1 pseudogene is annotated in these 450 nt (G+C 64.0%); it reads right to left on the bottom strand.

Annotation, left to right across the window (positions count from 1 at the left end):
* Positions 1-148: 148 nt before the first annotated feature.
* Positions 149-450, bottom strand: a pseudogene (locus I6A82_RS14470) (hypothetical protein); the annotation flags it as partial.

Below are 450 nucleotides of genomic sequence, written 5' to 3'. Positions count from 1 at the left end.
CCTTGCTCGATGCAGAAAACCGCTCGGCGTAAGGCATGTGCTTCCCGACGCTCCCAGGCTTCAGAAGCGCGTTTGACACGAAACTCGACCGGCGTGAAGGTGGTCGGCAGTTCGGCAAAGGTCAAGGCGTTCATGGTCGGTTTCCTCATCAAGCCAGCACAGGTGAGGGCAATGAAGCGCTGGCGCCACTGTCCTCGTACACCGACAAGGATGAGCACGCGCCGCATTTACCGCAGCCTGCCTTGATGTCCTTGGCGCGCATGCCGGCGGCGCTCACCATGTCGCCCAGAGGCGCCAGCACCGAACGCATGAAGGCCGGGTCGGGCGCGGGATGGCCTTCCAGGGGCGTACCGCTGATCGGCACAAAGGGCACGACGAAGGGGTAGACCCCCATGTTCACGAGGTGCCGGCTCATCTCCAGGATCGCTTCGCGGCTGTCGCCCAAGCCGG

The organism is Novosphingopyxis sp. YJ-S2-01 (assembly GCF_016093175.1).
GTDB classification, from domain to species: domain Bacteria; phylum Pseudomonadota; class Alphaproteobacteria; order Sphingomonadales; family Sphingomonadaceae; genus Novosphingopyxis; species Novosphingopyxis iocasae.
Note: the sequence above shows the minus strand (reverse complement) of the source record. Positions and strands in the feature narration are given on the sequence as shown.